The sequence below is a fragment of the Aquibium carbonis genome, assembly GCF_003970795.1.
Taxonomy (GTDB): Bacteria; Pseudomonadota; Alphaproteobacteria; order Rhizobiales; family Rhizobiaceae; genus Aquibium; species Aquibium carbonis.
In genome coordinates, this window is the sequence record NZ_RWKW01000090.1 from 37087 (window position 1) to 63155 (window position 26069).

The following is a 26069-nucleotide window of genomic DNA, read 5'->3' on the forward strand; positions in this document are numbered from 1 at the left end:
CGCGGCCGAAGCCGGTCCAGCCGGTCGGCACGGGGATTCAGCTAGGCTGGCGGAGGCAAGGGCGCCGCAAGCTCCCGGATACCGCCGACCAGAAGCCGCGTGGCGATGCGCGCATAGTCCTGCCGGCTGACGGGTCCGCCCTCGCGAAACCACATGTAGAACCAGTTCAGCATGCCAAAGAGGCTCATGGTGACCGGCTTGAGCAGCGGCGTCCCCTCGAATGCCTCCGGCGCGACGGCCCGGACGGCATCGGCGAAGCGGGTGACGAGCTGGCGTTCGAGTGCCTTGAGCTGCGCCTGATCGGCCTCGGGCAGAAGCTGCATCGAACCGACCTGGAGCTTGTGCTGGGCATCGGCGTCCCGGTAGGCCTCGAGCAGGGCGGCAACCAGCCCTTCGAGGCGCGTTTCGGGCGCGACGTCCGGTCGATCGGCGGCTTCCACCACTTCGACGAGTTCTTCCAGGTGGGTCGAGACGATGTCGAAGAGCAGCGCCTCCTTGGAGGCGTAGTAATGGTAGAACAGCGCCTTCGACACGCCGCACTCCGAAGCAAGCCCGCCCATCGAGGCGCGATCATAGCCGTCACGCGCGAAGACGGCCGCGGCCTTCCTCAAGAGGGCAAGCCGCTTCTCGTCGTAGTCCTTGGCGCGGCTGCGTGCCATCAGCGCCGACGGTCCCGCATGAACCTCATTCCTTCGGCCGGTTGTCGACGATGCGCTGCGCCTTGCCCTGGCTGCGCGCGACCTTCTCCGGTTCGGTGACGTTGACGCGCACCGTCACGCCGACGACATCCTTGATGCGCTCGCGCAAGGCATGGCCAGCGACCTTGCGGGCATCGTCGGCCACATGCGTGATCGTTGCCTCGACATGCACGATCATCTCGTCCATGCGCCCCTCGCGCATCAGCTCGATCTGGAAATGCGGGGCGAGACCTTCGACGGCCAGGATCTGCTCCTCGATCTGGGTCGGGAAGACGTTGACGCCGCGCAGGATCATCATGTCGTCGGAACGGCCAGTGATCTTCTCCATGCGCCGCATCGTGCGGGCCGTCCCCGGCAGGAGCCGCGTCAGGTCGCGAGTGCGATAGCGGATGATCGGGAAAGCCTCCTTCGAAAGCGAGGTGAAGACGAGCTCCCCCTGCCCGCCGTCATCGACCGGATCGCCGGTGATCGGGTCGATCACCTCAGGATAGAAGTGATCCTCCCAGATGTGCAGCCCGTCCTTGGTCTCGACGCATTCGTTGGCAACGCCCGGCCCCATCACCTCCGACAGTCCGTAGATATCAACGGCATGCATGTCGAAGGCGTCCTCGATCTCGGCGCGCATGGCATTGGTCCAAGGCTCGGCGCCGAAGATGCCGACCTGAAGCGGGCTCTTGCGCGGGTCGAGACCCTGTGCACGGTATTCATCCAGGATCGACAGCATGTAGGACGGCGTGACCATGATGGTCGTCGGCCTGAAATCCTCGATCAGCGTCACCTGCCGGGTGGTCATGCCCCCGGAAACAGGGACCACGGTGCAACCGAGGCGTTCGGCGCCGTAGTGCGCCCCGAGGCCGCCGGTGAAGAGACCGTACCCATAGGCGATATGGACGATGTCGCCCGGCCGCGTGCCGGACGCGCGCATGGACCGCGCCACGCATTCTGCCCAGACGGCGAGGTCGTTCTTCGTGTAGCCGACGACGGTCGGCTTGCCGGTCGTCCCCGAAGACGCATGGATCCGAGACACCTGCTCGCGTGGCACCGCGAACATGCCGAAGGGATAGTTGGCGCGCAGATCGTGCTTGGTCGTGAAGGGGAATTTCTTCAGGTCCGACAGCTGCTTGAGGTCATCCGGGTGAACCCCCGCCGCGTCGAAGGCCTGGCGGTAGTGCGCCACGTTCTCGTAGGAATGCTTCAACGACCATTTCAGGCGGTTGAGCTGGAGCGCTGCGATTTCGTCGCGGGATGCGATCTCGATGGGGTCGAGATCTTCCCTCCTCGGCGTCAGGTCCTTCATTGCTTTCTCCCCCGTGCGTTCTCGTGTGGCGCGTTCAACCCGCGTTCTCGTCGAAATGGCGGCCCTCGACCGTCCGCGACGCGCCACGGAACTCCGCGATCAGCTTTCCTGCCTGGTTCCTCACCGTGACGTCGTAGATGCCCGAGCGGCCGGCGCGGGCGACTTCGCGAGCCTCTGCCGTCAATCGGTCACCGAGTTGCCCTGGGGCCAGGAAGGTGATGACGTTGTGCTGGGCGACGACGAGCTGATTGTAGGAATTGCAGGCGAAGGCGAAGGCCGAATCCGCCAGCGTGAAGATGAAGCCGCCATGGCAGATGTCGTGGCCGTTGGTGTGGTGCTTCTCGACGGTCATCGACATGGTCGCGGTGCCGGGACCAACGGCGTCGAGCGCGGCACCCAGCCATTTCGAGGCGTCATCGCGCGCCCACATGGCCTGTGCCGAGCGCGTGGCGATTTCTTCAGCCGACAATGCCATCCGAGCCTCCCTGCCCGCGCTCCTCCCGAGCGCCATGGATAGGAGCCTTGCATAAACCGACCGGCCGGTCAATAATACTGAAGGAGGCCGTTCCACCGTCCTCCGCACGCTTGGGAGGAGCGCTGCCATGCAGGCGAAGACCGGCCTCGCCGAGGCTTTCGACATCAATGCGCTTCCGGCGGGCTTCGCGGACGATCCGTTCCCGGTCTATCGCGCGCTGCTGGACGACGCCCCGCTGAAGCGCTTTCGCGACGGTTCGGTGATGCTGTCGCGATATGAGGATCTCGACCGTGTCTATCGCGACACGAAGAGCTTTTCGTCCGACAAGAAGGTGGAGTTCCTGCCGAAGTTCGGCGAGACGCCCCTCTACGAGCATCACACCACCAGCCTCGTCTTCAACGACCCGCCGCTGCATACCCGTGTCCGCAAGATCATGGTGGGCGCGCTGACGCCGAAGGCGATCGCGGCAATGGAGCCGGGGCTCGTCAGACTGGTCGACGACCTGCTCGACCGCATGGCCGCCAGGGGCGAAGTCGACCTGATCGAGGATTTCGCCGCCGCGATCCCGCTTGAAGTGATCGGCAACCTTTTCGTGATGCCGCACGAGGATCGCGGGCCGCTGCGCGACTGGTCGCTTGCGATCCTGGGCGCGCTGGAACCGGTGCTGTCGCCCACGCAAAAGGAGCGCGGCAACCGTGCGGTGACCGACTTCAAGGCCTATCTGCATGAACTATGGGCAGAGCGGAAGGCACGTCCGGGCGATCCGGCGACCGACGTGCTGACACGGCTCATCAACGGCAATGACGGCGAACTGCTGACCGACACGGAACTGCTGCAGAACTGCATCTTCATCCTCAACGCCGGCCACGAGACGACGACCAACCTGATCGGCAATGCCCTTTATGAACTGACGCAGTGGCCCCACGAACGGCGTCGGCTGATCGAGACGCCGGACATGATCGACACGGCGGTGGACGAGTTCCTGCGCTTCCAAAGCCCGAACCAGCTCGGAAACCGCATGGCCGTCGAGCCGTCGACGTTCCACGGCGAGACGATCGAGCCGGGCACGCGCATTCACCTGGCCATCGGTGCAGCGAACCGCGATCCGCGCCAGTTCGCCGATCCCGATCGGCTCGACCTGTCGCGAAGGCCCAATCGTCATCTCGCCTTCGCACAGGGGCCGCATCTGTGCGCCGGCTTCTCCCTGGCGCGCATGGAAGGCCGCATCGCGATCCAGCGCTTCCTGAGGCGGTTTCCCGACTACCAGCTTTCTGCGGCGCCGACGCGAACCGGACGTGTCCGCTTTCGCGGCTTCTCCACCCTGCCCGCGCGCACCCACGAACAAGGAGCCACGCCATGACCATCATCGCCCTCAACAGCTACGCCGTCGGCAAGTGGGTCGCGCCATCGGGACGACTGACCCAGCTGAAGAGCGCCGTCGACGGCCGCGTCGTGGCCGAACTCGGCGCCGCGCTCGATTTCGCCGCCATGACCGCGCACGCCCGCACCGTCGGCGGTCCCGCCCTGCGCGCAATGACCTTCCACCAGCGTGCGGCCATGCTGAAGGCGCTGGCGCAACATCTGAACGAGCGGCGCGAGGCACTGTACGAACTGTCCTACGACACCGGCGCGACCAAGACGGATTCGATGATCGACATCGACGGCGGCATCGGCACGATGTTCGTCTATGCCTCCAAGGGCCGCCGCGAACTCCCCGACGACGTGATCCATGTCGAGCCGGGCATCGAGCAGTTCGGCAAGACGGGCAGCTTTCTCGGCCAGCACGTGGCGACGTCGCTGCAGGGCGTGGCGGTCCACATCAATGCCTTCAACTTCCCGGTCTGGGGCATGCTGGAGAAGCTGTCACCCACGCTGCTCGCCGGCGTTCCGGCCATCGTGAAGCCGGCCTCGGCCACCGCATGGCTGGCCGAGGCAGCGTTCAGAATGATGATCGAATCCGGCCTGCTGCCGGAGGGCGCAGTGCAGTTCGTGGCCGGCTCGACGGGCGACCTGATCGACCGGCTGGGTTCGCAGGACGTGGTGTCGTTCACCGGCTCGGCGGCGACCGCCGGCCTGCTTCGCGGCAATCGCAACCTGCTCGACAACGCCGTGCGCTTCGTCGCGGAGCAGGATTCGCTCAACGCCACGATCCTCGGCCCAGATGCGGCGCCGGGCACGCCAGAGTTCGACACCTTCGTGCGCGAGGTGCATCGCGAGATGACCGCGAAGGCCGGACAGAAGTGCACGGCCATCCGCCGCATCCTGGTGCCGGCCGCGCATCGCGAGGCGGTGATCGAGGCGATTTCGGACAGGCTGGCGAAGACGCCCGTCGGCGACCCGCGCGCGGAAGGCACCCGCATGGGCGCGCTGGCGAGCCTCGCGCAGCGCGAGGACGTGCTGGAGAAGGCGCGGCAGATCGGGACCGAGGCGCGCTGCGTCTTCGGCGCGGACGGGTTTTCGCCAGCGGGCGTCGATGTCGCGGCCGGCGCCTTCGTGTCGCCGATGCTGTTTGCCTGCGACGACCCGGATAGCGCGGAAAAGGTGCACTCGGTGGAAGCCTTCGGCCCGGTCTCGACGGTGATGGCCTATCGCGACCTCGATCATGCCACCGCGCTCGCCAACCGCGGCGCCGGCTCGCTGGTCGCCTCGGTGTTCACGCACGACCCGGCCGTGGCGCGCCAGGTGGTGATCGCGTCGGGTGCCTTCCACGGCCGGCTCTATTTCGCCAACCGCGACACCGGCAAGGAAGCCACGGGACACGGATCCCCACTGCCCCATCTGGTCCATGGCGGCCCGGGGCGCGCCGGCGGCGGCGAGGAAATGGGCGGCATCCGCGGCGTCATGCACTACATGCAGCGCACCGCGATCCAGGCGAGCCCGGACCTGCTCTCCGCCATCACGAAGAGCTTCGTGAAGGGATCAACCACGCTCGCAAAGGAAGCGCACCCTTTCCGCATGACCTTCGGCGAGCTGGAGATCGGCCACACGCTGGAAACGGCGGCGCGCGAGGTGACGCTCTCCGACATCGAGCACTTCGCCGAGTTCACCGGCGACAATTTCTACGCCCACATGGACGAGGAGGCGGCGAAGGCGAACCCGTTCTTCCCCGGCCGGGTGGCGCATGGCTACCTGATCCTGTCCTTCGCGGCCGGCCTGTTCGTCGATCCCGCGCCGGGTCCGGTTCTGGCCAATTACGGCCTGGACAATCTGCGCTTCATGAAGCCGGTCTCGCCGGGCGACCGCCTGGCCGTCCGGCTGACGGCCAAGTCGAAGACGCGGCGCAACGACGAATACGGGGAAGTGCGCTGGGACGTCACCGTCGCCAACCAGGACGGAGAGCCGGTGGCGGCCTACGAACTCCTCACCATGAACGCGGCGTAGGGAACCCATCAACGAAACGGGGCCGGCGGTGATCGCCAGCCCCGTCATCGTTCGATTGAGCGGGAAAGCCTAGCTCGCCCGTGCTCCGAATGCGCCAGCGAGCCGCTGACCGAGCGCGCGCGCCGGCGAGGCGGTGGCCTGCATCCGGTCGTTGGCTTCGCGCGGATGGGACGAACCACCCTCCAGCCTGAAACGCGAGATGAGCCGGGCAAGATTGTCGGATTCCTCCGAAAGCCTGTGCGTGGCCGCGGTGGTCTCTTCCACCATCGCCGCGTTTCGCTGCGTGACCTGATCCATCTGGTTCACAGCGATGTTGATCTCGTGCAGGCCGGTGGACTGCTCGGCCGCCGCGACCGCGATCGAGCGGACGTGCTCGTTGATCTTGACGACATGGCTCTGGATGGTGGTCAGCGCCTCGCCGGTGTCGGTCACCAGGCGCACGCCGGTGGCCACTTCCTCGGTCGACTTGCTGATCAGCCCCTTGATGTCCTTGGCAGCGGTGGCCGAGCGCTGGGCGAGCTCGCGCACCTCCTGCGCCACGACGGCGAAGCCGCGGCCCGCCTCGCCGGCCCGTGCCGCCTCGACGCCGGCATTGAGCGCCAGAAGGTTGGTCTGGAAGGCGATTTCGTCGATGAGGCTGATGATCTTGCCGATTTCGCCGGAGGCCTGCTCGATGCGGCCCATGGCAACGACCGCCTCGCCGACGACCCGGTTGGACTCCTCCGTGCTGCGCTTTGCCTCATCCACCATCTGGCTGGCTTCCTGAGCGCGGCTGGTCGACGTGCGAACGGTCGCCGTGATCTCCTCGAGCGCGGCCGAGGTCTCTTCCAGCGAGGCCGCCTGCTGCTCGGTGCGGCGCGACAGGTCGTCGGCGGCATTGCGCAACTCGGTCGTGTTGCCGTTGATCGTGTCGGAAGTCGTGCGCACCTCGCCCATCGCCGCCCGCAGCGAGCTCATCGCCGCGTTGACGTTGGTCTGCAACTCCTCGAAGGCGCCCTGGAAGTACCCGGTCATCGACTGGGTGAGATCGCCATCGGCCAGCGACGCGACCACCCTGCGAACCTCGGCCACACCCGCGTCCACGCTGGTCAGGAGCTCGTTGACGCTGGCCGCGAAACGATTGAGGTCGTCATTGGCGTAGTCCTTGGTGATGCGGCGGCCGAAATTGCCCTGGACGGCTGCGGACACGACCTCGGCGATGCTCGACTGCAGGTCGGCGCTCTTGGCCTGGAGCGCCGCTTCCTGGGCGTTCAGTTCGTTCACCTTGATGCCGTTCTGCTTGAAGACCAGCACGGCCTGCGCCATCTCGCCCACTTCGTCCTTGCGGTCGGCAAAGGGCACCTCGGCCTTCAGGTCGCCCTCCGCCAGGGTCTGCATGGTGCCGGTCAGCCTGCGGATCGGCCGGCTGAGCTGCACCGTACCGATGTAGGCGGCGGCGCCCGTGCCAAGCAGGAGGCCGAGCAGCGTCGTGGAGGCGAGCAGGATGATCATCCTCGACTGGAAGGCTTCGATGCCCGCCTTGATGTCGGCCAGCTGCTGCTGGTCGCGCTGCACCACGGCATCGATCTCGGCCTGGTAGTTGCGGCGGTTGGTGCGGTTGTCCGTGTTGTTGCCCTGCTCGTTGGCGAGCGCGGGCGAAACCTCGCGGCCAAGCCGCGCCGTCTCGGTGCGGAAGGCGCGGAACTCGCCGGCCCGTGCCACCACGCGATCGAAGTCTGGAAGGCCTTCGGCATCGACCATCGGGCGCCACGCGGCCAGCACCGTGTCCATGCGGTCGAGGAACTGCATGATCCCGTCGGCGAACGGCTTTGCCTGCTCGGTCGTGGCCGAGGAATAGATGCCACGCGATTCCATCACGACGGCCGTCACGTATCGGTTGAGCCGCTCGCCCTGCAAGGCGCGCTCCGCCGCGTTGTCCAGAGCGGCGAGCCGCTTGTTGTATTCCAGCACCGTGTATCCAGCGATGCCGCCGATGATCACGGCGACGAAGCCCATGAGCGCCACGATGGAATAGATCTTACCACTGATTTTCATTACCGGCCCCCGACTGCGTGGCTCGACGCCCGCGTCCTGTCCCACATCTCGGCGACATCCCCTCGCCGCGGTTCATGCCGACGGCCCGGAGAATGATGCCACCCGCCTGGATGCACCATGGAGCATTGCAGTTAAGGTCGGATTAAGCCGGTTCGCGGGCGTTTTGGCCACGTTTGCGTGCCGGTTTTGTCGGTCAGACACGCCGTTGCTTGCGCCACGCAAGCAAAGCGCCAAAGCAGACGAGGCAGATGACGAGCAGCGCAACCGCGAAACCGGCCACGCTGTCGCCGGTCAGGAACACGAGGATCGACACGATCAATGCCGAGCCGATCTGGCTGGTGAAACCGTAGAAGGCTGCCGCGAAGCCGGCAATGTCGCCATGGGGATCGAGCACCATGGCGGCCGCGTTCGAGTAGACGATGAGATAGCTGGTGGCAAAGAGCGTCAGCAGCGCCGTCATCACGAAGGCATTCATGACGCCCGCGCCGATGGCGACGAGCATCAGCACCACGGAGCCGATGAGGACGAGATTGGCCGCGATCATGGCATTGACGATGCCGATCTCGAGGATCAGCCGCCGGTTGGCGATCTGACCTGCGACGATGCCCAGCCCGTGGAAGGCGAAGTAGAGGGCGAAGGTCGTTCCGCTCAACCCGAAGGCGTGCTCGTAGATGCGCGGCGTCGAGGCGAGGATGAAGAGCATCGAGGCCATCACCACGGCCGACAGGAGCATGAAATGGCGCGACTGCGGATGTCGGAAGAGGCGTGCCGTTCGCTGCCCGAAAACCTGGAGACGAAGCGCATCGGGCGCCGACCGGGGCAGCGTCTCGGGTACCTTGACCAGCACGACCAGCAGACCGGCGGCAAAGACCGAGAGGCCGAGGAAGATGAAGCGCCAGCCGGCCAGCGCCGCAACGCTTGCGCCGAGCAAGGGAGCGAAGATCGGGCCGACGGCGAAGATGGCCGTGGCAAGCGCCAGGTTTCGGGCCAGCGCCTCGCCGGAGTAGCGGTCGCGGATAATGGCCCGCGACGACACGATGGCGGCGGCAGCGCCGAGCCCCTGCAGGACCCGGCAGGCCAGCATCAACTCGATGGACGCGGCAAACGCCGCGCCCAGGCAACCGAGCAGGAAGAGCGCAAGACCGGCGGCGAGAATCGGACGGCGGCCGAAGCGATCCGATGCCGAGCCCCAGAACAGTTGCCCGACCCCCGCCCCGATCATGTAGGAGGTGATCGTCCACTGGACGAGTTCGAATGGCGTCGCGAGGTCCGCGACCATGTCCGGAAAGGACGGCAGCGTGATGTCGACCGAGAAGGACGAAATCGACATCAGGACGCCGCAATAGGCGACGAGCCAGCGATCCTTCACGAAACGTCCTTCATGTCGGCGCCACCTGGACGAAACGAGACCTGGGCCAGCAGCGCCTGCGCGATGCGCAGCGAGACGCCGCAGGCCATCACCATCTGCGGCAAAAGCATCCATTCCAGCGTCCAGGCCGCACCCGACCGCTCGTTCTCGTGAACGAGCGACTGATGCATGCCGGCCAGAAGCGTCGCGTTGAAGCGCGCCAACGTCACCAGCGTCTCGGCGCCAACGGGATTGACCTTGTGCGGCATGGCCGAGGATCCGCCGCCGCCCGACAGCTTGATCTCGCCGACCTCGCTCTGCGCGGCAAGCGCAATGTCCTGCCCCATCTTGCCAAGGCTGCCGGTGACGAGCGACAGCCAGGACGCAAGACCGGCAACGCCGTCCCGCTCGGAGTGGCGGGCACGGTCGACGGGTCGCAAGTCGAGCAGATCGGCAAGCCGCTTGGTGACTGTGCCCGCCCGGTCGCCGAGCTTTTCCAGCGTGCCGGCCGCGCCGCCGAAATGCACCACGCCGATGTCGGCCGCGACCGCGTCAAGGCGCTCGCGGTGACGCGCCAGCGGGTCGCGCCAGCTACGGATCTTGCGCGAGGCCGCAACAGGAATAGCCGCCTGCATGCGCGTATGCGCCATGACCTCGACGGCGCCGTCGCGATCGTCGAGCGCCTGCAAGGCGGTCGACACGGCGGCGAGCCGGGCGTCGAGGATGGCCAGCACCGGCTTGAGGCGCAACGCCAGGCTGGTGTCGACCACGTCCTGGCTGGTGGCGCCGACATGCACGAAGGCGGCCGCGTCGCCAGCCACCGCCTGGCGCAACTGGCGGACGAGTTCGGGAACCACCACACCGTCCCGGCCGACGCCGAGTTTGAGGGCCTCGACGTCGGGCGAGAAACCGGCCAGCGCCGCCTCGATCGCTTTGGCCGCCTCCGCCGGGATCAACCCGACCTCGGCCTGCGCCTTCGCAAGCGCGACCTCGAAGGCGAGCATGGCGCTCGCATCCGCCTCGACGGAGAAGGGCGCCTCCATGTCCGCATCGCCCAGCAGACCGCTGAGGTAGGGGTGCTCGAAGGGCGATACGGACATGAAGGGCACGCGCTCTCAGATGTCGAAGAAGATCGTTTCCTTGTCACCCTGAAGGTGGATGTCGAAGGTGTAGACGTCGCCGTCGCGCGGAGCAATCAGGGTCGGCACGCGCACCTTGTGCTCCACCCGCTGCAGGATCGGATCCTCGGCGTTCGCCTTGTCCTCGTCGCCGAAATACATGCGCGTGTGCAGGCCGAGATTGATGCCGCGCGCCACGATCCAGAAGGTGATGTGGGGCGCCATGAGACGACCGTCACGGAACGGGACGCGGCCGGGCTTGATGGTCTGGAACACGAACTCGCCAGTGTCCATGTCCGCCGGGCAACGGCCCCAACCGGTGAAGTTGGGATCGGCCGAGCCGCGCATTTCGGCCGGCGAATTGTAGAGCCCGTCGGCGTCGGCCTGCCAGATCTCGACCAGTGCATCCTTGAGCACCGTTCCAGAGCCGTCGATGACGCGCGACTTGACCGTGATGCGCTCGCCCCTGGTCTTGTCGTTGACCAGTTGCGTGCCGAGATCGGCCGGATAGATGCCGCCGATGTCGCAGAAATTCGGCGTCAGGCCGATGTGAACGTAAGGGCCCGCTGTCTGCGAGGCGGTTTCCTTCAAGCGTGCGAGCGTTTGCATGGTTTCTCTCCCAACTAGCGATAAGCGTCCGATCTGTGGCCAATCTCCACGACCAGCACGACGAGTTTCTGGTGCCTGATCTCGCAGATGAGCCGATAGTCGCCCACGCGATCGGACCAGTAGTCTTCCAGCGACGCGTGCAGCGCCTTTCCCAGGCTGCGCGGATCACCCGCCGCCACACGATAGCCCGACGACGCGTTTCGCGACCCGCCGATCGAGCGTCCGAAGCGTCTTCCTGGACTTCTCCAAGTACTCAATCGTCCAAGCCAAGCTCGCGCCTCACGTCCTCGGACAAATAGGTCCTCTCCTCACCCCGGCGGATCCGCTCAGAAACCTCGACCGCGGCGTAGTAGTCCTCCAGGTCGTCGAGACCGTTCGCGATCAGTTCCCGCAGGTAGTAGGCCTTGGTGCGCCCTGTCCGGGCGGCCAATGCGTTGAGACGGGCTTCGATTTCAGGCTCCAGTCGGATCGAGGTCGGCATGTGAGCGCTACGCGTTGAATACATGTAGTCCATGTATTCAACGCGGCCGGTTGCGGCAGATCAATTCCCCTCCAGCCGGTTTTCGAACAGCGTCGAGCGACGACCGCGCAGGACGATGTCGAACTTGTAGGCCATCGAATCCATCGGGATCGTCGACTCCATGTCCAGCGGCGCGATCAGCGCCTCGATGGCCTCGCGGCTCGGAATGGTCGACACGATCGGGCACTTCCAGATCAGCGGATCCCCCTCGAAATACATCTGGGTGATCAGGCGCTGCGCAAAGCCATTGCCGAAGATCGAGAAATGGATGTGGCGCGGCCGCCAGTCGTTGACGCCATTCGGCCACGGATAGGGGCCCGGCTTGATGGTACGGAAGGAGTAGAAGCCGTCCTCGCCGGTGATGGTACGGCCGCAACCGCCGAAATTCGGATCCAGCGGCGCCAGGTAGCCGTCCTTCTTGTGGCGGTAGCGCCCACCGGCATTGGCCTGCCAGAACTCCACCAGCACGTTCGGCACGCCCTTGCCGCGCTCGTCGAGCACGCGCCCGTACACGATGATCCGCTCGCCGATGGCGCTTTGGCCGGGGTTGGCGAAGTTCAGGATCAGATCGTTGTCGAGTTCACCGATGATGTTGTGACCGAAGGTCGGCCCGGTGATCTCGCTGATCGTGTTGTCGAGGGAGATCAGTGCCCGCTGCGGCGACCGCAGGACGGAGGTCTTGTACTGCGGGGTCAATGCCGGCGGATGCCACTCGCGGTCGCGCTGGAAGAACGAACCCGTCTCGGGTCGCTGGTTGGACATACCGTTGCTCGCAGTCATGTGCTGGCCTCCTCCATCTCGGCAAGTGTCTGTTTCACGATCTTGATCGCATGGTTGGCAGCGGGCACGCCGGCATAGATGGCCACGTGCAGCATCGCCTCGCGAATGTCGTCCGGGGTCGCGCCGGTATTGGCGGTCGCCCGCACATGCATGGCCACCTCGTCATAGTGGCCAAGGGCAGCCAGCAGGGCAATCGTCACCATCGAGCGCTCGCGCTTCGTCCAATGCGGCCTCGACCAGACGTGGCCCCAGGCGGCTTCGGTGATGAGATCCTGGAACGGCTCGTCGAAGGCGGTCTTCTTCGCCTGCGCCTTGTCGACATAGTCCCCGCCGAGCACGCTGCGCCGGGTTGCCATGCCTTCGTCGTAACGGGCGGATTTCGCTTCGCTGTCGGTCACGCCGTCCTCCCTGATCGTCATGCTGTATACATACCATCGGAACCCAGTTAAGAATAATGCCATTTCCGGCAGAACCGATAATTTTTCTGATATGGATGATCCATGCAGGTCAAGACCCGCCACCTGACCACCTTCCTCGAGATCGCCCGGCATGGCAGCGTCGGCAAGGCGGCGGCCACGCTGAAAGTGTCGCAGCCGGCGGTGACGCGTACGCTGCGCGAGCTGGAAGACGAACTCGGCTGCGCGCTGGTCGAGCGCGACGGGCGCGGCATCCGCCTGACGTCGGCCGGCCAGGAGTTCCGGCGCCATGCCGGGGCCAGCCTCGCCGCCTTGCGCAAGGGGGTCGACGCGGTGCGCCGCGTGACGGCCGACGAAGCGCCACCGCTCCGCGTCGGGGCGCTGCCGACGGTTTCGGCCCGCATCATGCCGACGGCGGTACGCAGCCTGCTTCAGTCGAGCGACGCCAGGCTGAAGATCGTCACCGGCGAAAACGCCGTCCTCCTGGATCAACTGACACGCGGCGAGCTCGACGTCGTGGTCGGGCGGCTGGCCGCGCCGGAGCGGATGATCGGCCTCACCTTCGAGCATCTCTATTCCGAACAGGTCGTCTTCGCCGTCCGCCGCGGCCACCCGCTGATGGAGGCCGCGACCTTCGATTTTGCCGCGCTGCGATCCTATCCGGTCGTCATGCCGACGCGCTCGGCCATCATCCGGCCCTTCGTCGACCGACTGCTGGTGGCTCATGGCCTGGCGGACCTGCGCGCGCGCATCGAAAGCGTATCCGACAGTTTCGGCCGATCCTTCCTGCGCGAGACGGACGCGATCTGGATCATCTCGCAGGGTGTGGTCGCCAACGAGATCGCGGCGGGAACGCTGGCCCGCCTGCCGATCGATACGTCCGAGACGCGCGGCGCCGTCGGGATTACGCTGCGCGCCGATCGCGAACCATGGCCGATCCTCGACCATTTTGCCCGCGTGTTGCGGGAGGTGGCCGTCAGCCAGCGCTGATCGGCCACGCACCGCCGGGTCAGTACGGCAGACCGACGTAATTCTCGGCGAGGGCGACCGAAGCAGCGCGCGAGTTGACGGTGTAGTCGAGCTCGGCTTCCTGGATCTTCTGGCCGAAACCGCCATCGTCCGGGAACCGGTGCATGAGCGTCGTCATCCACCACGAGAAGCGCTCGGCCTTCCAGATGCGGCGCAACGCCCTGGCGGAGTAGCCGTCGATCCCGGCCATGGATTTCTCGCCATAATATTCGCGCAGCGCATCGAAGAGGTAGCGCACGTCGCTGGCGGCAAGGTTCAGCCCCTTGGCGCCGGTGGGGGGCACGATGTGTCCGGCATCGCCGACGAGGAACATGCGGCCGAAGCGCAGCGGCTCGGCCACGAAGGAGCGCAGCGGGGCGATGGACTTTTCGATCGATGGGCCGGTCGTCATCGCTTCGGCGGCGTCAGGCGTCAGTCGGCGGCGGATCTCGTCCCAGAAGCGATCGTCGGACCAGTCCTCGACCTTTTCGTCCAGAGGCACCTGCACGTAGTAGCGGCTGCGGGTGTGGGAACGCATGGAACAGAGCGCGAAACCGCGCGGATGGTTGGAATAGATCAGTTCGTGGTTGACCGGCGGCACGTCGGCGATGATGCCGAGCCAGCCGAAAGGATAGACCTTTTCGTAGACTTTCAGCAGGCTGGCCGGCGCCGCCTTGCGCGACGCGCCATGGAAGCCGTCGCAGCCGGCGATGAAGTCGCAATCGATCCGCTGCTCGACACCGTCCTTGCGATAGGTGACGTAGGGCTTGTCGCCGTCGAAGTCGTGCAATTCGACGTCGGCCGCCTCGTAGACCGTCTTGCCGCCGGTCTTCTCGCGCTGGTCCATCAGGTCGCGCGTCACCTCGGTCTGGCCGTAGACCATGACGCGCTTTCCGCCGGTGAGGCCGTGCAGATCGATGCGATGCCGCTGCCCGTCGAAGGTCAGGTCGAAGCCGTCGTGGGGCAGGCCCTCGAGGCGCATGCGCTCGGCCGCGCCCGCCTCCTCCAGCATGGCGCAGGCGCCCTCCTCCAACACTCCGGCACGGATACGCGACAGCACGTACTCCTTGGTGACGCGCTCCAGAACGACGTTGTCGATGCCGGCATTGGAGAGCAGTTGGCCAAGCAGGAGGCCCGACGGCCCCGACCCGATGATGACGACCTGAGTGCGCATGGTTTCCTCCGCGTTTCCGTCAGCCCGGCGCTCCCTCCGGGACTGCGAGCGATCAACGGAGTCCATGTGACGCGGACGCCGAAGCGCCTCAATGGACGCTTCGCGCAATCTCTTGCACTATCCGCGCATCTGCGGCATCGTCGAGGGATGACCCGCTACGTCCCGACCTACCAGCTTTATGGCGAGGAGATCGAACGGGATAGCCAGTTCTGGCTGCATTGCGAGACGATTCAGGAGCGCAGCCGCCTGCACGACTGGGAAATTCGCCCGCATCGCCATCAGGCGTTCTTCCAGATGTTGTACATTTCGGACGGCAAGGGAGAAGTTCTGGCCGGCGATGCCTATCGGGATTTCGCCGGCGACACGCTCATTTTCGTTCCGCCGGGGATCGTGCACGGCTTCCGGTTCTCGCGCGACATCGTCGGGCTGGTCGTGACCGTTCCGCGTGACCGGCTGGACATCCCGAGCGGCGCGAGCCGCCACCTTGCCGCCTTCGCGGCCGAGACGCGCGTGGTGTCCGGCGCGGAAACCAGCGCAAGGCTGGCGGTCGATTCGCTCCACCGGATCGCGGCCGAGGTGGCGGGGCACGGCATCGGCCGGATGATCCTCACCGAAGCGCTGGTCTCGGCAACCCTCATCGACCTTGCGCGAGCAAGCGGCGCCCGCGCCGAACAGTCCCCCGATCCGGACGACCGCGACCAGCAGCGGCTGGAGCAACTCGCAGCGCTCATCAACACGCATTTCCGCGAACATCGGCCGGCGGCCTTCTACGCCGACCGGATCGGCTTGTCGGCAGCCCACCTGAACCGGATCGCGCGCACCCGCACCGGCCGCAGCCTCCAGGCGCTGATCGCGGCCCGGCTGGTGGAGGAAGCGCGTCGCAATCTGGTGTTCACGTTCCTGCCGGCGCAATCGATCGCGCATGACCTGGGTTTTTCGGACCCGGCCTATTTCAGCCGATTCTTCGCCCGGCACGCGGGCGTCAGTCCCGCCGCCTATCGAGCCAGGGAAAGGGCGAGACTGAAGTTCTGAGGCCGCGCCCGGTCAGGCTGGTACCAGCCCGCGCGCGTCCTTGAACGAGACGAGGCGCCTGGCCTGCTCGTCCCACAGCACCAGCCGGATGCACCGCAGGCTCTCGAGCAGCGTGATGCGGCCAAGCGAGCGCAGTTCCGGATGGTCGCGCAGCACTTCGGGAAGCCGGTAGAACGGGATCGTCGCGGCCAGGTGATGCACGTGGTGGATGCCGATATTGCCGGTGAACCAGCGCAGTACGGGCGGAAGGTCGTAGTGCGAGCTGCCGTGAAGCGCTGCGTGCTGGAAGCTCCATTCGCCGTCACCCGACCAATGCGTTTCCTCGAACTGGTGCTGGACGTAGAACAGCCAAACGCCCAGCGTCGCCGCCATCAGCGTGATCGGAATCTGCACCAGGAGGAAGGGTCCGAGACCGACCAGCCAGATCATCGTGGCCACCGGAATCGCGATCCCCAGATTGGTCGCGATGGTCGAGATCCAGGGCAATGCGCCCGAACGCATCAGGCCGATCGGCAGCCGATACTGACACACGAAGAGAAAGGCCGGTCCAAGCCCGAACATGACCAGTGGATGGCGGTAGAGACGATAGCGCAGACGCGCGAAACGCGGCAGGGCTCGATATTCGCGCACGGTCAGCGTGTCGACGTCGCCGATGCCTCGCCGATCGAGATTTCCGGCCGATGCGTGATGGACGGCGTGAGTGCGGCGCCAGTAGTCATAGGGCGTCAGCGTGAAGATACCGATGATCCGCCCGGTCCAGTCGTTGAGCCGACGCTGCGAAAACAGCGTCCCGTGGCCGCAATCATGCTGCAGGATGAACAGCCGCACGAGCAATCCGGCGGCCGGGATGGTGAGCACGAGACCCCACCAGAAACCGTTCAGAACGGCAATCGCCGCAAGCGCCCACAACCCCACGAAGGGGACGGCGGTGACCACGATCTCAAGGGTGCTGCGAATCGGATCGGGCTGGCGATATTTCGCGAGCAGCGCGCTCCAGGATGGCTTCTTCGGCTCGACGGCGGCGGCGGTGGCAAGGGCGATTGTCACGCAGTCTCCAGGTGGTTCATGTCAAGGGAAAGGTCTTCGACGACGCTCGGGCACAAGGCGGGTTCGAATCGGCTCGTTGCCGTGCCATGCCCATCCATGATGAGCGGGCGTGTCCGTTTCGAGGCGCGAGGCGTCGGAACGGAATCATTCACCAGAGCCATAGAGCGTGTCCGCCACCGGCATCTCCCCCCAAACCGTGCGGCAGCCCGGAGAGGTTTACATAGCAAAAAGGCCGGGCGCTAGCCCGACCTCTCCGTTCACCTCGACAATCCGTGCCAGTACATCCGTGGTCACGAACCGGAAGTGGGATTTATGCCGCCTGGAGGTTTTCCGCGGCGTTCTTGCCCGAGCGGTTGTCACGGACGACGTCGAAGCTGAGCTTCTGGCCTTCCACGATCGTGCGCATGCCGGCACGCTCAACGGCGGAGATGTGGACGAACACGTCCTGAGCGCCGTCCTCGGGCTGGATGAAGCCGAAGCCCTTGGTGGCATTGAAGAACTTTACGGTGCCAATGGTCATGACGATTTCCTTTCAATCGGTCACGTGAATGGGCTTGCCGCGCCGAATGCGCAACAATGCCCGTAGATCGACTTTGAGCAGGAAGATCGTCCGTGGTGCGTCGCCACACCGATAAACAAAGTTCAACAACAAGATCGATAGGCTCTACATAGGGGTAGTCGGTGTCCGAAACAAGGCAAAGACTGCGTTGATCGCGATATAATTCGCCGGACCTGCGAAAACGAGCCGTTTGCGCTTGTGAATTCACATGCCGGCCCTGCAAAAAGGGGCGGTCGCCCGCCCCTTTTCGTCGTCGCGGACGGTTCGCGGATCAGTCGATCGCCTTGTCGGTGATGGCGGTGGTATAGGCGCCTTCGGCCGGCTTGGAGATGATCTTCTGGTCGAGCAGAGCCTGGGCGGTCCGCTCGTAGGCATCGATGATCAGCTTGCCGTCGGCATTGTCGATGAGCTTGGCGACCTCACCCATCATGCGCTTCTGGTGATTCTCGTCCTGGCCGCCGTTCTCGACGACGATCTCGCCGGCTTCATCGGGATTTTCGGCGGCGTATTTCCATCCCTTCATCGAGGCACGCACGAAGCGGACCATCTTGTCCTCGAAAGCCGGGTCGGCGAGCTTGTCCTCGAGAACATAGAGGCCGTCCTCGAGCAGGTCGTTGCCCATGGCGGAATAGTTGAAGACGATCAGATCCTCGGGCTTGTAGCCGGCATCGATGAGCTGCCAGTACTCGTTGTAGGTCATGACCGAGATGCAGTCGGCCTGCTTCTGGATCAGCGGCTGCACGTCGAAGCTCTGCTTGAGCACGGTGACGCCGTCGGCACCGCCCTCGGTCGACAGGCCGAGCTTGTTCATCCAGGCATAGAACGGATACTCGTTGCCGAAGAACCAGACGCCGAGCGTGTGGCCCTTGAAGTCGGCTTCGGTCTTGACCGGGCCGTCGGCGGGGCAGACGAGCTGCATGCCGGCCTTCTTGAAGGGCTGGGCGATGTTGACGAGGTTGACGCCCTTGTCGCGGGCGGCAAGACCCGCCGCCATCCAGGTGACGATCACGTCGGCGCCACCGCCGGCGATCACCTGCTCGGGCGCAATGTCGGGGCCACCCGGCTTGATGGTGACGTCGAGATTCTCTTCCTCGTAGAAGCCCTTGTCCTTGGCGACGAAATAGCCGGCGAACTGGGCCTGCGTGACCCATTTGAGCTGCAGCGTCACCGCATCGGCCGCCATGGCCATGTGCGAAGCAGCGAGCGACAGCGCGCCGGCCAGCATGGAAACGATCGTTTTCTTCATGTTTTTTTCCCTCTGAAGTTTGTCTATCCACCACGGACAGACGGATGCCAGAACGTCACGGCCCTCTCGATCAGGGCCAGAACTCCGTAGAAGATCGACCCCGCCAGCGCGGCGACGGCAATCTCCGCCCACACCATGTCGACATTCATCCTGCCGACTTCGGTGGAGATGCGAAAGCCCATTCCCACCACTGGCGTGCCGAAGAATTCCGCGACGATAGCGCCGATCAGCGCCAGTGTGGAGTTGATTTTCAAGGCGTTGAAGATGAAGGGGGCTGCGGCCGGCAGCCGCAGCTTCCACAGCGTCTGCCAGTAGCCGGCCGCATAGGTGCGCATCAGGTCGCGCTCCATCGAACCGGCGGCCGTCAAACCGGCGACGGTGTTCACCAGCATCGGGAAGAAGGTCATGATGACGACGACGGCGGCCTTGGACGGCCAGTCGAAACCGAACCACATCACCATGATGGGCGCGACGCCGATAATGGGCAGCGCAGAGACCATGTTGCCGATCGGCATCAGGCCGCGCCGCAGGAATACGAACCTGTCGGCAAGAATGGCGACCGAGAAGCCTGCCGCGCACCCCATGAAGTAACCGGCAAAGACCGACTTGAAGATCGTCTGCTGGACGTCGGCGGCCAGGATCGGCAGGGAATTGGCTATCCGCACGCCGATGAGCGACGGCGGCGGCAGAAGGATGAAGGGGATGCCCGCGCCGCGCACGATCGCCTCCCACAAGAGCAGGAGCCAGACGCCGAAGAGTGTCGGAACGACCAGGCGCAGCAGCGTGCCCATCGGACGCGACGTCGGCCTGGCCAGCGACAGAACCGTGACCAGACGCCAGGCGATGAGCCAAGACGCAGCGACGAGCGCGAAGAAGGCGAGCCCTGCCTGGCCCTCATGCCCCGTGATGCCCGACAGCAGGAGGTACACCGGGCCGTGCGCTGCGGCGAAGAGCACGAAAGACTCGGTCGCGGTCGGGAGCCGCAGGAGCGGCACGAGCGCTCCCGTGAGCACGAGAAGGAAAACCAGAGCGGTCGAAGCCGGCGCCATGCCGTCGGGCAGGATCGGCAGTCCAGCCAAGGCGACGATGGCGGCGAGAAGCGCCGCGACGGATTGCCAGGGAAGCAGGGCGATGGGATTCATGCGGGCCGCGCCCCCATCACGCGCTCGGTGATGCGCCCGGCCAGCCCGACGAGGCTGACGAGCAGGATGGCGACGATCGAGCCGGCGACGAGGGCCGCGAACATGTCGATGGTCTGGCTGTAGTAGGAACCACTGAGCAGCTTGGAACCGATGCCGGCCACCGCGCCGGTGGGCAGCTCGCCGACGATCGCGCCGACGAGGCTCGCGGCCACCGCGACCTTCATCGAGGCGAAGAGGAAGGGTACCGAGGCCGGCACCCGCAGCTTCCAGAACACCTGGCCGGCGCTGGCATTGTAGGTGTGCATGAGGTCGAGATGCATGATTTCAGGCGAGCGAAGTCCCTTCACCATGCCGACCGCGACCGGGAAGAACGACAGGTAGGTGGAGATCAGCGCCTTGGGGATCAGGCCGGTGATGCCGACGGCGGCCAGAACGACGATGATCATCGGCGCCAGCGCCAGGATCGGGATCGTTTGCGAGGTGATGATCCACGGCATCAGCGACCGATCCAGCGTCACGACATGGACGATGCCGACGGCGATCAGGATGCCGAGGACGGTGCCGAAGGCAAAGCCGAGCACCGTGGACGAGAGCGTCACGGCGGCATGGTACACGAGGCTGCGGTTCGACGTGACCTTCCGGAAGAAGGTGTTTTCGACAAAGTTGACCGCCACCTGGTGCGGCGCGGGCAAGGTCGGCTTGGGCTGGCTCATCGTCTTGACGACGAATTCCCAAGTGGTGGATGTCACGCCCGCCCGCCGGTCGAGATCGCGCTGGAACGGGGCATTCATGGCATAGGAACCGACATACCAGGCCACCACGATGGCGGCCAGGATGACGGTGACGGGGATGATCTTGTCGCGCAGACGGTCAGTCATGGCTGGCCTCGTTCCCCCTCCCCCTTGTGGGGAGGGGGACGTCTAGGACGTGCTCCGGCGTCGACGTACCGCCAGACACAAGCGGAGCACCGAGGCCTTTCGTCCCCGTCGCGGCGCAGGCACTCTGGAGTAAGCTCCGAAGCCGCTCAATCCTCATAGGATTGCCCTGCCCTCAGGCCCTCGCGCACGCGGTGGGCGATGGCGAGAAACTCGGTCGATTCGCGGATGTCGAGCGGCCGCTCCTTCGGCAGCGTCGAATTGATGACGTCGGTGACGCGGCCGGGGCGCGGGCTCATGACCACGATCTTGGTCGACAGGTAGACTGCCTCGGGAATCGAATGCGTGACGAAGCAGATCGTCTTGTTCGTCCGTGCCCAGAGTTCGAGAAGCTGCTCGTTCAAATGGTCGCGAACGATCTCGTCCAGCGCACCGAAGGGCTCGTCCATCAAGAGCAGGTCGGCGTCGAAGGCGAGCGCGCGGGCGATCGAGGCACGCTGCTGCATGCCGCCGGACAACTGCCAGGGAAACTTCTTGCCGAAGCCGGTGAGATTGACGAGGTCGAGCGTGCGCTTGACCCGCTCGCGCTGCTCAGCCGCGGAGATGCCCATGATTTCCAGCGGCAGCGCGACGTTCTTCTCGATCGTGCGCCAGGGGTAGAGCGCTGCGGCCTGGAAGACATAGCCATAGGCGCGACGGCGGCGCGCCTCTTGCGGGCTCATGCCGTTGACGGTGATGGCGCCCCCCGTCGGCTGTTCCAGATCGGCGATGACGCGCAGGAACGTCGTCTTGCCGCAGCCGGACGGGCCGATGAAGGAGACAAACTCGCCCTTGCCGATCTCGAGGTCGACGTTGGACAGGGCGTGGACCGGGCCGTCCCCCGTCTGGAACGTCAGGTCGAGCCCCTTGGCCGATATCACCGAACCTGCTGTCAAATCCGTCTGTGCCCCCATGCCTGCTGCTGGCTGCCAGCCACTTTCGATGTCATCATAGAAGGGTCTTTTCCGCTCCGCAGCATGAGCGATGCAAAAACCGGAGGAAACCCGATGTCATCTCCCAACACTCCGCGCCAATGCCGGCGCCTGCGCGCCGAAAAGACCTATGGCGGCAAGCAGGGCTTCGACTATTTCGAAGGCGTTGCGCGCGAGACGGTCGGCGCCTCGGGCATCTGCATGCACCTTTTGACGATCCCTCCGGGCGGCCGCGCCAAGGCCCACAAGCACGACAGCCACGAAACCGCGATCTACGTCCTGTCGGGCAAGGCGGTCATGTACTGGGGCGAACGGCTGGAAATCATGATGGAGACCGATGCCGGCGACATGGTCTACATCCCCGCAAACATGCCGCATTTGCCGGTCAACCGGTCGTCGGAGCCCGTCACCGCAGTCATAGCCCGCACCGACCCCAACGAGCAGGAAAGCGTCACCCTGCTGCCCGACCTGGAGGCGCAGGTGCCTGCGTGACAACGACCCTGCCCGGACGTGGCGAACCGTCATTCGCATGGCTCGACTTCGGCCCAGGGATTGCCGGCGGCGTCGGTCACGCGCCGGGTTCTGTCCTCGGGGTCCCACGGATCGCGAATGATCACGAGTTCGGCGGTCAGAACGTCCTCCCCTTCGTGCCCGCACAGAGCCGTGGCGACGGATGCGCCGTTCCCGCGCTGGACGGAGAGGAAGTCGCAACCCGTCACATAGCTCTCCAGTCCATCGGATTTGAGCACGAACAGCGAATCGTCGTCGTCGCGCGAGCCACCCTTGTGGTAGGCGCAGCCCGGCACATTGCCCCAGACGCCGGTTAGCCAAAGGGAATCCGCCGCAGGCGCGACCGCCTCTTCGGCGATCGCGTTCCACGTGGCCAGGCAGAAGACCGCGATGACGAGCGGTCGCATCCGCGATCACACCCCGCTGGCCGGGATACCTGACCGCTCCACCTTGCGCGGCGCGACCAGTTCCTTCCAGGTCGACAGCGCCTTGCTGACGGCCATGAAGGGCTCCCGGCCGACGAACTGGCCATGGCCGGGCTTCGCCTGCACCGTGCCATTGTCGACGGCGATCTCGCCGCGCGTCAGCACGTATTTCGGCAGGCCTTTCACGGTGATGCCCTCGAAGACGTTGTAGTCGATCGCCGACTGCTGGCTGCCGGCCGAGATGGTCTTCGTCGCTTCCGGATCCCAGACGATCAGATCGGCGTCGGCGCCTTCGACGACCGCGCCCTTCTTCGGATACATGTTGAGAATCTTGGCGATGTTGGTGGAGGTGACGGCCACGAACTCGTTCATGGTCAGGCGACCGGTGCCGACGCCGTAGGTCCACAGCACTGGCAGCCGGTCTTCCAGTCCGCCGGTGCCGTTCGGGATCCTGGTGAAGTCGCCGACGCCAAAACGCTTCTGCTCGGTGGTGAAGGCGCAGTGGTCGGTCGCCACCACCTGCAGCGAGCCTGCCGACAGGCCGGCCCACAGCGAATCCTGGTGCTGCTTGTTGCGGAAGGGCGGGCTCATGACGCGCCGCGCCGCGTGGTCCCAGTCGGGGTTGGCATATTCTGTCTCGTCGAGGACGAGGTGCTGGACCAGCGGCTCGCCATAGACGCGCATGCCCTTCTGGCGCGCCCGGCGGATCGCCTCGTGGCTCTGCTCGCACGACGTATGGACGACATAGAGCGGCACACCGGCCATGTCGGCGATCATGATGGCACGGTTGGTCGCCTCGCCCTCCACTTCCGGCGGGCGCGAATAGGCATGCGCCTCGGGGCCGTTGTTGCCCTCGGCGAGCAGTTTCTGCTGCAGCGATGCGACGACGTCGCCGTTCTCGGCGTGGACCAGCGGCAACCCGCCGATCTCGGCGCAGCGCTGGAACGAGGCGAGCATCTCGTCGTCGTTGACCATCAGCGCGCCCTTGTAGGCCATGAAGTGCTTGAAGGAGGTGATGCCCTTTTCGACGACCTTCGGCATCTCGTCGAAGACCTGCTCGCCCCACCAGGTGATGGCCATGTGGTAGGAATAGTCGCAGCAGGCGCGCGTCGACTTGTTGGACCACATGTCGATGGCCTCGAGCAGCGACTGGCCGGGCGACGGCAGGCAGAAGTCGACCACCATGGTGGTGCCGCCCGATAGCGCGGCGCGCGTGCCGCTCTCGAAGTCGTCCGACGAGTAGGTGCCCATGAAAGGCATCTCCAGATGGGTGTGCGGATCGATGCCGCCCGGCATGACGAAGCAACCGGTGGCGTCGATCACCTGGTCGCCGGACAGGTTGGCGCCGATCGCGGCGATCTTGTCGCCCTCGATCAGCACGTCCGCCTTGTATGTGCGGTCGGCGGTGACGATGGTTCCGTTCTTGATGACATTGGACATGGTGTTCCCCGTACTGACTTCAGTTATTCGAAAGGCTGTGCGTGATCGCACGCGAACGCTGGCTTCAATTCGGACCGAGCTGGAGGAAGAAGGTCAGCGCGGCGCCGAGGCGACGAATACCGGCCCCGGCAAGATGGCCGATCGGTCCGAACACTTTCGTCTTCAGATCAGTCTGCAACTTGTCGACCATCATGTCCGAAGGCAGCTTCAAACCGTTCTCGGCAGTCGGCTCCACGGCAACGCGTAAATACTCCCTGTTCAAGACGTCACTCGTAAGCGGACAAACCGTGACACCGTCCTAACCATCGAAGAGACAATCGGCCTGCACAACGATCGCCGGTCGGGCTTTCCCATAGTCACCCTTGCCAGAGACGAGCACCGGCGACCTATCTATGCAATGCTTCGTCCCCTCACTCCACGATCCCCGCCGTCTCCACCACCGCGTGGAAGAGCACGTCGCAACCCGCCCGCGCCCAGTCCTTCGTGATTTCCTCGGCCTCGTTGTGGGAAAGCCCGTCGACGCAGGGGCACATGACCATCGCCGTCGGCGCCACGCGGTTGATCCAGCAGGCGTCGTGGCCTGCGCCCGACACGATGTCGATGTGCGAATAGCCAAGCCGCTCGGCCGCGTTGCGAACCGCCGCCACGCAGCCTTCGTCGAAGGTCACGGGGTCGAAGTGCCCGACCGGTTCCACCTCGAAGCCGATGTCCAGCGCCTCGCAGATGGTGGCGATGCCGTGCTCGATGCGCGCGCGCATTTCGTCCAGGACATTCTGATGCGGCGAACGGATGTCGATGGTGAAGACGACCTTGCCGGGGATGACGTTGCGAGAGTTCGGATAGACCTCGACATGGCCGACGGCGCCGACCGCGTCCGGCTGGTAGTCCATCGCGATCTCGTGGACGAGTTCGGTGACGCGGGCCATGCCGAGCCCCGCGTTGCGGCGCTTGGGCATCGGCGTCGAGCCGGTGTGGGCGTCCTTGCCGGTGAGCGTGACCTGCAGCCACCACAGCCCCTGCCCGTGCGTCACCACGCCGATGTCGATGTCCTCGTCTTCCAGGATCGGACCCTGCTCGATGTGCAGCTCGAAGAAGGCGTGCATCTTGCGCGCGCCGACCTCCTCCTCGCCCTTCCAGCCGATGCGCTCCAGCTCGTCGCCGAAGCGCTTGCCCTTGGCGTCCTTCCGGTCATACGCCCAGTCCTGCTCGTGCATGCCGGCGAAGACGCCGGAAGCGAGCATGGCCGGGGCAAAGCGCGTGCCTTCCTCGTTGGTCCAGTTTGTGACCACGATCGGGTGCTTCGTCCTGATGCCGAGATCGTTCAGCGTGCGGATGATCTCGAGGCCGCCCAGAACGCCGAGCACGCCGTCATACTTGCCGCCCGTCGGCTGGGTGTCGAGGTGGCTACCGACATAGACCGGGGCCGCGTCAGGATCGGTGCCCTCGCGACGGGCGAACATGGTCCCCATCTGGTCTACGCCCATGGACAGGCCCGCCTCCTCGCACCAGGTCTGGAACAGGCGTCGTCCCTCGGCATCCTCGTCCGTCAGGGTCTGGCGGTTGTTGCCGCCGGCAATGCCGGGGCCGATCTTCGCCATCTGCATGAGGGAATCCCACAAGCGGTCCGGATTGATACGCAGATTTTCGCCCGGTGCGGCCATGGATGGTCCTCTCAGTTCTTCAGTTCGGTCTCGACGAAGGACATCGTCTCGGTCCCGCCGTTGACGACGTTGTGCTCGACGCCTTCGTCGCGGCGATAGGTGGCGCCCGCGGGAAGATCGACGCGGCGCGAGCCGCCACCGGGCTCTTCGAGCAGGAAGGAGCATGGCGTCAGAGTCGTCACGACATAGTCCATGCCGTGACGATGCCAGCCCGTCTCCGCCCCCGGCACGAAGTCCCAGCGGGTGACGCGAACCCTTGCGTCATCCACCAGAACCTCGTGGGTCGCTCTCGGGCGTGTCATG

27 protein-coding genes and 1 pseudogene are annotated in these 26069 nt (G+C 65.4%); 5 read left to right on the plus strand and 23 right to left on the minus strand.

Annotated features, from left to right (window positions below):
* Positions 1 to 41: 41 nt before the first annotated feature.
* The 3 genes from EJC49_RS20485 to paaI are packed head-to-tail and all read right to left on the minus strand — an operon-like array spanning position 42 to position 2470.
* Positions 42 to 659: a TetR/AcrR family transcriptional regulator gene (locus tag EJC49_RS20485; protein ID WP_126701792.1), complete on the minus strand. Its 618-nt coding sequence runs from the start codon at positions 657 to 659 to the stop codon at positions 42 to 44.
* 25 nt (positions 660 to 684) lie between these two features.
* Positions 685 to 1995: a phenylacetate--CoA ligase PaaK gene (gene paaK, locus EJC49_RS20490; RefSeq protein ID WP_126701793.1), complete on the minus strand. Its 1311-nt coding sequence runs from the start codon at positions 1993 to 1995 to the stop codon at positions 685 to 687.
* Positions 1996 to 2029: 34 nt separating this feature from the next.
* A complete protein-coding gene (gene paaI / locus EJC49_RS20495) occupies positions 2030 to 2470 on the minus strand; it encodes a hydroxyphenylacetyl-CoA thioesterase PaaI (protein ID WP_126701794.1) in 441 nt (146 codons plus the stop codon).
* Between the two features lie 127 nt (positions 2471 to 2597).
* On the opposite strand from paaI, the gene EJC49_RS20500 reads away from it, so the two are divergent.
* Together EJC49_RS20500 and paaZ are read left to right on the plus strand one after the other, a co-directional pair.
* The gene (locus tag EJC49_RS20500; RefSeq protein WP_126701795.1) at positions 2598 to 3830 is read left to right on the plus strand and encodes a cytochrome P450; all 1233 of its coding nucleotides are present in this window, start codon (positions 2598 to 2600) and stop codon (positions 3828 to 3830) included.
* On the plus strand, positions 3827 to 5851 hold the full coding sequence (gene paaZ, locus EJC49_RS20505; protein ID WP_126701796.1) for a phenylacetic acid degradation bifunctional protein PaaZ: 2025 nt from the start codon (positions 3827 to 3829) through the stop codon (positions 5849 to 5851). Before EJC49_RS20500 ends, paaZ begins: the two co-directional genes overlap by 4 nt.
* A gap of 69 nt (positions 5852 to 5920) precedes the next feature.
* On the opposite strand, the gene EJC49_RS20510 is transcribed toward paaZ, so the two are convergent.
* From EJC49_RS20510 to pcaC, 8 genes are all read right to left on the minus strand, one after another.
* A complete protein-coding gene (locus EJC49_RS20510; protein WP_126701797.1) occupies positions 5921 to 7885 on the minus strand; it encodes a methyl-accepting chemotaxis protein in 1965 nt (654 codons plus the stop codon).
* 193 nt (positions 7886 to 8078) lie between these two features.
* Positions 8079 to 9254 carry an MFS transporter gene (locus EJC49_RS20515; protein WP_170314806.1) on the minus strand — a complete coding sequence of 392 codons (1176 nt, stop codon included), beginning with the start codon at positions 9252 to 9254 and terminating at the stop codon, positions 8079 to 8081.
* Positions 9251 to 10333, minus strand: a complete 1083-nt coding sequence (locus tag EJC49_RS20520; RefSeq protein ID WP_126701799.1) for a 3-carboxy-cis,cis-muconate cycloisomerase — start codon at positions 10331 to 10333, stop codon at positions 9251 to 9253. The genes EJC49_RS20515 and EJC49_RS20520 overlap by 4 nt, the downstream gene beginning before the upstream one ends.
* Before the next feature lie 15 nt (positions 10334 to 10348).
* Complete coding sequence (gene pcaG / locus EJC49_RS20525) at positions 10349 to 10960, minus strand: protocatechuate 3,4-dioxygenase subunit alpha (RefSeq protein ID WP_126701800.1); 612 nt, start codon at positions 10958 to 10960, stop codon at positions 10349 to 10351.
* 14 nt (positions 10961 to 10974) lie between these two features.
* Positions 10975 to 11139 carry a type II toxin-antitoxin system RelE family toxin gene (locus EJC49_RS26240; protein ID WP_342635368.1) on the minus strand — a complete coding sequence of 55 codons (165 nt, stop codon included), beginning with the start codon at positions 11137 to 11139 and terminating at the stop codon, positions 10975 to 10977.
* Positions 11140 to 11213: 74 nt separating this feature from the next.
* Positions 11214 to 11441, minus strand: coding sequence for a type II toxin-antitoxin system RelB family antitoxin (relB, locus tag EJC49_RS20535; protein ID WP_126701802.1), 228 nt, complete (start codon positions 11439 to 11441; stop codon positions 11214 to 11216).
* A gap of 60 nt (positions 11442 to 11501) precedes the next feature.
* Positions 11502 to 12260, minus strand: a complete 759-nt coding sequence (gene pcaH / locus EJC49_RS20540; protein WP_126701803.1) for a protocatechuate 3,4-dioxygenase subunit beta — start codon at positions 12258 to 12260, stop codon at positions 11502 to 11504.
* Complete coding sequence (gene pcaC, locus EJC49_RS20545) at positions 12257 to 12658, minus strand: 4-carboxymuconolactone decarboxylase (RefSeq protein ID WP_126701804.1); 402 nt, start codon at positions 12656 to 12658, stop codon at positions 12257 to 12259. The genes pcaH and pcaC overlap by 4 nt, the downstream gene beginning before the upstream one ends.
* 102 nt (positions 12659 to 12760) lie before the next feature.
* Here pcaC and pcaQ point away from each other — a divergent pair, with 102 nt between their 5' ends.
* Complete coding sequence (pcaQ, locus tag EJC49_RS20550) at positions 12761 to 13666, plus strand: pca operon transcription factor PcaQ (RefSeq protein ID WP_126701805.1); 906 nt, start codon at positions 12761 to 12763, stop codon at positions 13664 to 13666.
* Positions 13667 to 13685: 19 nt separating this feature from the next.
* Here pcaQ and pobA read toward each other — a convergent pair whose 3' ends face one another.
* Positions 13686 to 14858 (minus strand): 4-hydroxybenzoate 3-monooxygenase, encoded by a 1173-nt coding sequence (gene pobA, locus EJC49_RS20555; protein WP_126701806.1) that lies wholly within the window; start codon positions 14856 to 14858, stop codon positions 13686 to 13688.
* A gap of 147 nt (positions 14859 to 15005) precedes the next feature.
* Between pobA and EJC49_RS20560 the strand changes: the two genes are divergently transcribed.
* Entirely contained in the window at positions 15006 to 15890 is an 885-nt protein-coding gene (locus EJC49_RS20560; RefSeq protein WP_126701807.1) for a helix-turn-helix domain-containing protein, read from the plus strand.
* A 12-nt stretch (positions 15891 to 15902) separates the two neighbouring features.
* On the opposite strand, the gene EJC49_RS20565 is transcribed toward EJC49_RS20560, so the two are convergent.
* The 6 genes from EJC49_RS20565 to EJC49_RS20590 form a co-directional block, all read right to left on the minus strand.
* Positions 15903 to 16937: a fatty acid desaturase gene (locus tag EJC49_RS20565; protein ID WP_126701808.1), complete on the minus strand. Its 1035-nt coding sequence runs from the start codon at positions 16935 to 16937 to the stop codon at positions 15903 to 15905.
* Between the two features lie 310 nt (positions 16938 to 17247).
* The gene (locus EJC49_RS20570; protein ID WP_126701809.1) at positions 17248 to 17457 is read right to left on the minus strand and encodes a cold-shock protein; all 210 of its coding nucleotides are present in this window, start codon (positions 17455 to 17457) and stop codon (positions 17248 to 17250) included.
* A gap of 310 nt (positions 17458 to 17767) precedes the next feature.
* A complete protein-coding gene (locus EJC49_RS20575) occupies positions 17768 to 18742 on the minus strand; it encodes an ABC transporter substrate-binding protein (RefSeq protein ID WP_126701810.1) in 975 nt (324 codons plus the stop codon).
* A 23-nt stretch (positions 18743 to 18765) separates the two neighbouring features.
* Positions 18766 to 19884 (minus strand): ABC transporter permease, encoded by a 1119-nt coding sequence (locus tag EJC49_RS20580; RefSeq protein ID WP_126701811.1) that lies wholly within the window; start codon positions 19882 to 19884, stop codon positions 18766 to 18768.
* Positions 19881 to 20762: an ABC transporter permease gene (locus EJC49_RS20585; protein ID WP_126701812.1), complete on the minus strand. Its 882-nt coding sequence runs from the start codon at positions 20760 to 20762 to the stop codon at positions 19881 to 19883. The genes EJC49_RS20580 and EJC49_RS20585 overlap by 4 nt, the downstream gene beginning before the upstream one ends.
* 146 nt (positions 20763 to 20908) lie before the next feature.
* On the minus strand, positions 20909 to 21712 hold the full coding sequence (locus tag EJC49_RS20590) for an ABC transporter ATP-binding protein (RefSeq protein ID WP_126701813.1): 804 nt from the start codon (positions 21710 to 21712) through the stop codon (positions 20909 to 20911).
* Positions 21713 to 21805: 93 nt separating this feature from the next.
* On the opposite strand from EJC49_RS20590, the gene EJC49_RS20595 reads away from it, so the two are divergent.
* On the plus strand, positions 21806 to 22222 hold the full coding sequence (locus EJC49_RS20595) for a cupin domain-containing protein (protein ID WP_126701814.1): 417 nt from the start codon (positions 21806 to 21808) through the stop codon (positions 22220 to 22222).
* Between the two features lie 29 nt (positions 22223 to 22251).
* Here EJC49_RS20595 and EJC49_RS20600 read toward each other — a convergent pair whose 3' ends face one another.
* From EJC49_RS20600 to EJC49_RS20620, 5 genes and pseudogenes are all read right to left on the minus strand, one after another.
* On the minus strand, positions 22252 to 22647 hold the full coding sequence (locus EJC49_RS20600; protein WP_126701815.1) for a hypothetical protein: 396 nt from the start codon (positions 22645 to 22647) through the stop codon (positions 22252 to 22254).
* A gap of 6 nt (positions 22648 to 22653) precedes the next feature.
* A complete protein-coding gene (hydA, locus tag EJC49_RS20605) occupies positions 22654 to 24105 on the minus strand; it encodes a dihydropyrimidinase (protein WP_126701816.1) in 1452 nt (483 codons plus the stop codon).
* A 64-nt stretch (positions 24106 to 24169) separates the two neighbouring features.
* Positions 24170 to 24385: pseudogene (locus tag EJC49_RS20610) on the minus strand (type II toxin-antitoxin system PemK/MazF family toxin); the annotation flags it as partial.
* A 130-nt stretch (positions 24386 to 24515) separates the two neighbouring features.
* A complete protein-coding gene (locus EJC49_RS20615) occupies positions 24516 to 25766 on the minus strand; it encodes a Zn-dependent hydrolase (RefSeq protein WP_126701818.1) in 1251 nt (416 codons plus the stop codon).
* Between the two features lie 11 nt (positions 25767 to 25777).
* Positions 25778 to 26068 (minus strand): cupin domain-containing protein, encoded by a 291-nt coding sequence (locus tag EJC49_RS20620; RefSeq protein ID WP_126701819.1) that lies wholly within the window; start codon positions 26066 to 26068, stop codon positions 25778 to 25780.
* Position 26069: the final 1 nt, after the last annotated feature.